Source organism: Prevotella sp. P6B1, assembly GCF_000702825.1.
GTDB lineage: Bacteria > Bacteroidota > Bacteroidia > Bacteroidales > Bacteroidaceae > Prevotella.
In genome coordinates, this window is record NZ_JNKF01000005.1 from 1 (window position 1) to 5,156 (window position 5,156).

The following is a 5,156-nucleotide window of genomic DNA, read 5'->3' on the forward strand; positions in this document are numbered from 1 at the left end:
TCTTCGATAATCTCCTGCACCCAGGGTTGACGTTCAAGTATCCGCTGCACCAGCTTTCGGTCGCCATCAAACAGCACCAGCAGGTCGCTTGCCAGTTTAAGACTCTCGTTGTGTCTGTTACTATCGTCTGCACAGGGCAGCTTTGCACGATAGCGCTCATCAATAATACGCTGTATATCATACCCTCGCCATTTTATGCCCACGTTTTTATCATCCACTTCCCTACTCTGGTCAGCAGTCTGTTTATCTGTGTGGTGGGCCACAGCATCAGTTTGAGTAACACCACTATGACCAGCCCTATACTCAGCATTGTATTTCTCAGCAAATTCTTTGTTCTCATAAGTAAACAATTCTTTATCAATGTACAAAATATCCGATTCCTTGCAGATGAACGACATGCGCGATGCGTCCTTGCAACTTTCGTCAACCTCCACACCCAGGATCTGTGCCATCCGGTGCTGGTTGTCGATGAGGTTTCCCCACTCCAGTCGGGCCTTGAACACAATCTTCAAGCCTTTACCAGAGGGCGTGATATACACCAAAAGAATGCCATTTTTCTCATTTTTACATTCTTTCATTATGACATTGTCGAAGACTTCACGAGGGTTTTCGACGTGATCCACGTCCATCACCACAAGTCCCGTAAGCCGCGTAGCCTTCTGCTTGCGCCAGGCGCCAGTCTTACCAGCCTTCGATGTAGTCTCATCAAACGTAGCCTGGAATATAAACGCAGGCAGCTTGCGCTTCAACCAGGCATCGCCCGTTTCTCTGAACTTATCAATGTTCTCGTTCCACTTCCCTGCCCTGACGAGCGCATAAAACTGCGCTTCGTCAACGGGCAAAGTAGGATTACTGAAATTCTTCTGATAACTAAAACTCATTCAACCTCCTTTTTTATTCGTTATTACTATCTTCGTGGGCAAGCATATTGTCGATTGTTTCTTTAAATCTGTCGCCATCAACTTTATGACCACCAAAAAAGAAATCATAACCTATCTGCATGTGGTCGTGCTTTACCCATCGCCATGAATCACCATAGAATAATTTATCAAAATCTTCTATCAGCTTCTGTGCCTCCTTGCCAGTAGTCATAGGCAACGCAAGTTTCAGGTAATTATAGCTCTGCATAATGCCAATCATGGCTATTACCAGGCCTTCAGCATCTGGCTCAACATTGTCAATTATCAGTCTAAAGATGTCGCGTGCCAACAGGTCACCTTTACGGGCAGTCAGCATAATCGACTTATCTTTCTTACGACGATAGAAACTCCAATGACAATAAAAGTCAATTACCTTGTATCCAAGTTTCTTTACTTCTTTATACAGTTTCTTTTCCATATATTCCAATTTTTAAGTTAAACTCTATCTACAATCTCTCGATCCATCAGATGACTGCTGGCCACTCGGTTTTCACGTTCCATGGCAGCTATCATACGTGCTGTTCCGATGGATTTCTTCAGCGAGATGTAGTACTTCACTCTCTTAGGGCTCTCTTTCAGCCAACCATGCTCCAGGATAGCAATTACCTTATCCTTTAAGCGTTTCTTACGCTTATAGCCAGTAAACTCGATACGCTTGGCCTGCTTATTATAGTGCAACGAGCCCTGCACATACGTTCCATTCATGATGCCTTTAAGCACCTCTTCGTTAATCTCAATGTATTTTCGCATAATTCTTTTGTTTTTAGTGAGTCGTTGGGCCCATTGACTCGGTTAGTTACTATTGTTTAATAAATCTCCTCATCAATCAGTCGGTAGCAGTATGCCAGCGCCTCGTCTGCGCTCTGATAGCCAATATTCTGCACTGGCACATCATTCACATAATCTACTATGTTTTCTGCCATATCCTGCTGAACCCTGCTTGAATAAGGCAACAGAATTTGCAACAAGTATTCATACAAGCCACTACTTATTCTATGCTTTACATAGCGCATTACTTTTGCAGCTGTACCATCTACATCGTAAAGTAAGTATTCCTCTGCCATTATATTATATATCCAGTAAAATTGTGGTACCATAATCCGTTTCATACTCACGTCTGATGCTCTCGATCGTTCTTGACTCAGGCTCAGGTTTGCCTTGCTTTTTGGCTTTCAATGCCTCAACACCCTCACCTAATCGGATTGCCAGTGCAAACATCAGATATTCCTTTTTGTGAACGCGCCCTCGGCACACGCCTGCCTGCGATGTATTGTAGTCCATCTGCCACTTTTTGCACACATGGCCAGACTCCACAAACAGGTTATGGATGGGGCACAACCTCATGCCATCGTTATCTACTAACTTGTTGATACAACTGGCACAACACTTCTTTACTCGCAAACCACAAGGGTTCAATACTGTTTTCACTTTCTTCATTTTTTACTTATTATTAAATACTTAAAAATCTACCTTTGTCGCTTATCGACGATGCAAAGGTAGATAATTAAAGATTACCCTAAGGTGGATTCCGTATTTCCGTACCAACTCCGTATTTTTCTCCGTATTTTTTAGATTAACTCCGTATCGGCTCCGTATTTTTCCATCAATAATTGGTGCATCACGCCATGGGCCAACAGCGACAACAGATAATGTTCTGCCACATGATAGCTACCAGCATTCATGGCTAAAGTTACAAGTTGAGCATCGTTGATTCTGATACCATCGTGCCATACATACTCCTTTTCTTCATTTCTCATATCCTTTATAAGAGTTATGAGTTCAGTCTTAGGGCGAACGCAGGTACGCAGGTACATTTTGTGTGTTCGGACTGCGCATGTGAAGAAACGATATAATCTATATTATATATTTAAATTTATATATATTATAATATATATAAATTATATAAAGAGATATAGAACAGGCTGGTATCACTTGATTTTACAAAATGTACCTGCGTACCTGCGTTCGTCCCTACCCTGCAAAATAGGGTGTTTTGAGCGGTACGTCAGAATCTGGTGGATAGTTCACGAGAATTTTGTAAAATCTGCCGAACTTTCTTTTAGATAGCTTGGCAGCATCTCGAGGATTGCTTATAGAGATATTATTATTTGAAGTAATATTATTTTACAATAAAAACAAGGTCCAAAAAACGTTTGGAGGGTAACATTTTTATTTGTACCTTTGTACTCGCAATCAAGAAGTTGCGGGTACGAGTGAAGGCTGCGGCTCAGCATAGCTCGAGCGAGCTCGGCTCTGCATTCGCCTTGCACTTCCCTTGCATCAGTAAACATAAGTATTAACCATTCTTGGCAGAGCCAAGCGGCAAAGCCGAGCGAAAATCATTAAAATTAAAGTATGGCGAAGATTTTTTTTGAGCTGCGACAGAACAAGAACAACAAGTCGCAAGTATTTGGCAGGTGGTTTGCCCACAGCAAGAGTATTGAAACCCTGAACACCCGCAAGATGGCCAAGCACATCAGCGAGCACGGTAGCGTGTACACGCAGGATGTAGTATTTGGCGTGCTGGAGAAGTTCCGCAGCTGCCTGGTGGAGATGCTGCTGGAGAGCAAGCGTGTGAAGATCGATGGTCTGGGCACCTTCTTCACTACCCTGGAGAACGAGCCCGGCGGCACCCTGAAGAAGGACGACTTCAACGTGGGTAAGAACCTGAAGGCGCTCCACATCCGATTCATGCCCGAGCAGGAGCAGGAGATGAACATCTCCAGTCGCGAGTTCCTGAAGAAGGCCGAGTTTGTGAATGCCGAGAGTCTGCTGGGCGGCACCAGCGACAAGGACACCAACGATGGTGGTTCGGACAATCAGGGCGGCAATACCGGTGGTAACACTGGCGGCGGCCAGGGCGGTAACACCGGTGGAAACGGCGGTGGCGGCGGTGAGCCTAACCCCGACGGTAGCACCGAAGATTAGCACTGGGAGCCACAAGCTGCGTAGGCGCTTGGTAAAAAAAATTCACCCTCAGGTTTCAAAAAGCGAAGCCTGAGGGTTATTTGTTCAACCGTCCCCAATGATTAGGGGTTAACGGGTTGGCCCTGTGCCTGGCGGATGTGGGTATCGAGGATATGGAAACCTGGATCGACCATGCCGCCATGTCCGTGACCATCGATCTCGTACAGGTAGGTGTGCTTGTGGCCTACGAGCTTCATCATGCGGGCGAGATACTGGTTCTCGTCGTAACGGCCATAGAGCTCCAGCTCGCGATCGCCACAGATGAGCACCAATGGCGGACAGTCCTTACGCACCCAGTAGAGGGGCGCATACTGGTCGATAGTGGGCTGAAGGGCGTCGATGCCCTGCATCTTGCGCACATTGTAATGGGTGATGGCCTGACCACTGAAGGGGATATACTGCCACACGCTGTCAGCATCAATCTGATAATGCTTCAACCAGGCTTTGTTCAAACAGAGCATCATAGAGAGATAGCCGCCTGCCGAATGACCACTCACCACAATCTTACGGGGATCGCCACCATATTTCTTAACATTCTTAAACGCCCAGGCCACAGCTTCAGCAGCGTCGTCGATGGTTTTATCGACCGTAACCTTGGGCAACAGGCGATAATTGGCGCCTATCACCACATAACCTTTGTTTTTCAGGCGCTGGGGAATCTCTTTCTGACCGGCTTCCAGTCCACCGCCATGAAACCACACCACAACAGGGCAATCCTTCATGTTTTCGGGGTAATACACGTCTAATTTCAGTCTTTCCTTGGAATAAGCATCAGTTTTCGTAGTATAACTGATGTTATTCTCGGTTTTGTAGTTCTGTGCGTAGCTGGCCATAGCGAGCATGAGCACGGCAGTTAATGCTTTAATTCTCATCATGAGTTTGTTAGTGTTTTGTATTTGTTAGAATTCTGAAAATGAAAAAGCCCCAGAGATGTGTATCTCCAGGGCTCTCGCTAAAAAAAAACGGCGGCTTCCTACTCTCCCGCATTGCATTGCAGTACCATCGGCGCAGGTGGGCTTAACTTCTCTGTTCGGAATGGGAAGAGGTGGGACCCCACTGCAATAACCACCTGATATAGGTTATTGACATTGTCGACACAAGAAACCTCCGTAGAAGTTTGTTTCAGATACTAGATTACATCTGATAATATCAGCATGAAGCGAAAGAGCTCGGGCAATTAGTAGTGCTCGGCTTTGACGTCACCGTCTTTACACCTGCACCCTATCAACGTCATCGTCTATGACGACCCTCAATGGAGTCCTCATCTTG

The 5,156-nt window shown here is 45.6% G+C and carries 8 protein-coding genes and 2 rRNA genes; 1 reads left to right on the forward strand and 9 read right to left on the reverse strand.

Annotated elements, in window-relative coordinates; translation table 11 throughout:
• The 6 genes from T495_RS0100895 to T495_RS0100920 all read right to left on the reverse strand — a co-directional run.
• The coding region (locus T495_RS0100895; protein WP_033147286.1) for a BT4734/BF3469 family protein at positions 1-881 on the reverse strand (881 nt) is incomplete at its 3' end.
• A 13-nt stretch (positions 882-894) separates the two neighbouring features.
• Complete coding sequence (locus T495_RS0100900; RefSeq protein WP_013063043.1) at positions 895-1,338, reverse strand: hypothetical protein; 444 nt, start codon at positions 1,336-1,338, stop codon at positions 895-897.
• A 17-nt stretch (positions 1,339-1,355) separates the two neighbouring features.
• Entirely contained in the window at positions 1,356-1,670 is a 315-nt protein-coding gene (locus tag T495_RS0100905; protein WP_155993364.1) for a hypothetical protein, read from the reverse strand.
• Positions 1,671-1,726: 56 nt separating this feature from the next.
• Positions 1,727-1,984, reverse strand: a complete 258-nt coding sequence (locus T495_RS0100910) for a hypothetical protein (RefSeq protein ID WP_033147288.1) — start codon at positions 1,982-1,984, stop codon at positions 1,727-1,729.
• Between the two features lie 4 nt (positions 1,985-1,988).
• Complete coding sequence (locus T495_RS0100915) at positions 1,989-2,357, reverse strand: hypothetical protein (RefSeq protein ID WP_033147289.1); 369 nt, start codon at positions 2,355-2,357, stop codon at positions 1,989-1,991.
• 131 nt (positions 2,358-2,488) lie between these two features.
• Positions 2,489-2,677: a hypothetical protein gene (locus T495_RS0100920; RefSeq protein ID WP_155993366.1), complete on the reverse strand. Its 189-nt coding sequence runs from the start codon at positions 2,675-2,677 to the stop codon at positions 2,489-2,491.
• A 598-nt stretch (positions 2,678-3,275) separates the two neighbouring features.
• Between T495_RS0100920 and T495_RS0100930 the strand changes: the two genes are divergently transcribed.
• The gene (locus T495_RS0100930; protein ID WP_033147292.1) at positions 3,276-3,848 is read left to right on the forward strand and encodes a hypothetical protein; all 573 of its coding nucleotides are present in this window, start codon (positions 3,276-3,278) and stop codon (positions 3,846-3,848) included.
• A 101-nt stretch (positions 3,849-3,949) separates the two neighbouring features.
• Here the strand turns inward: T495_RS0100930 and T495_RS0100935 are convergent, their stop codons facing one another.
• From T495_RS0100935 to T495_RS0100945, 3 genes are all read right to left on the reverse strand, one after another.
• Positions 3,950-4,759 (reverse strand): alpha/beta hydrolase, encoded by an 810-nt coding sequence (locus T495_RS0100935; protein WP_231495026.1) that lies wholly within the window; start codon positions 4,757-4,759, stop codon positions 3,950-3,952.
• A gap of 88 nt (positions 4,760-4,847) precedes the next feature.
• Positions 4,848-4,960: ribosomal RNA gene (gene rrf, locus T495_RS0100940) — 5S ribosomal RNA — on the reverse strand.
• Positions 4,961-5,043: 83 nt separating this feature from the next.
• Positions 5,044-5,156 (reverse strand): 23S ribosomal RNA (locus T495_RS0100945); the annotation flags it as partial.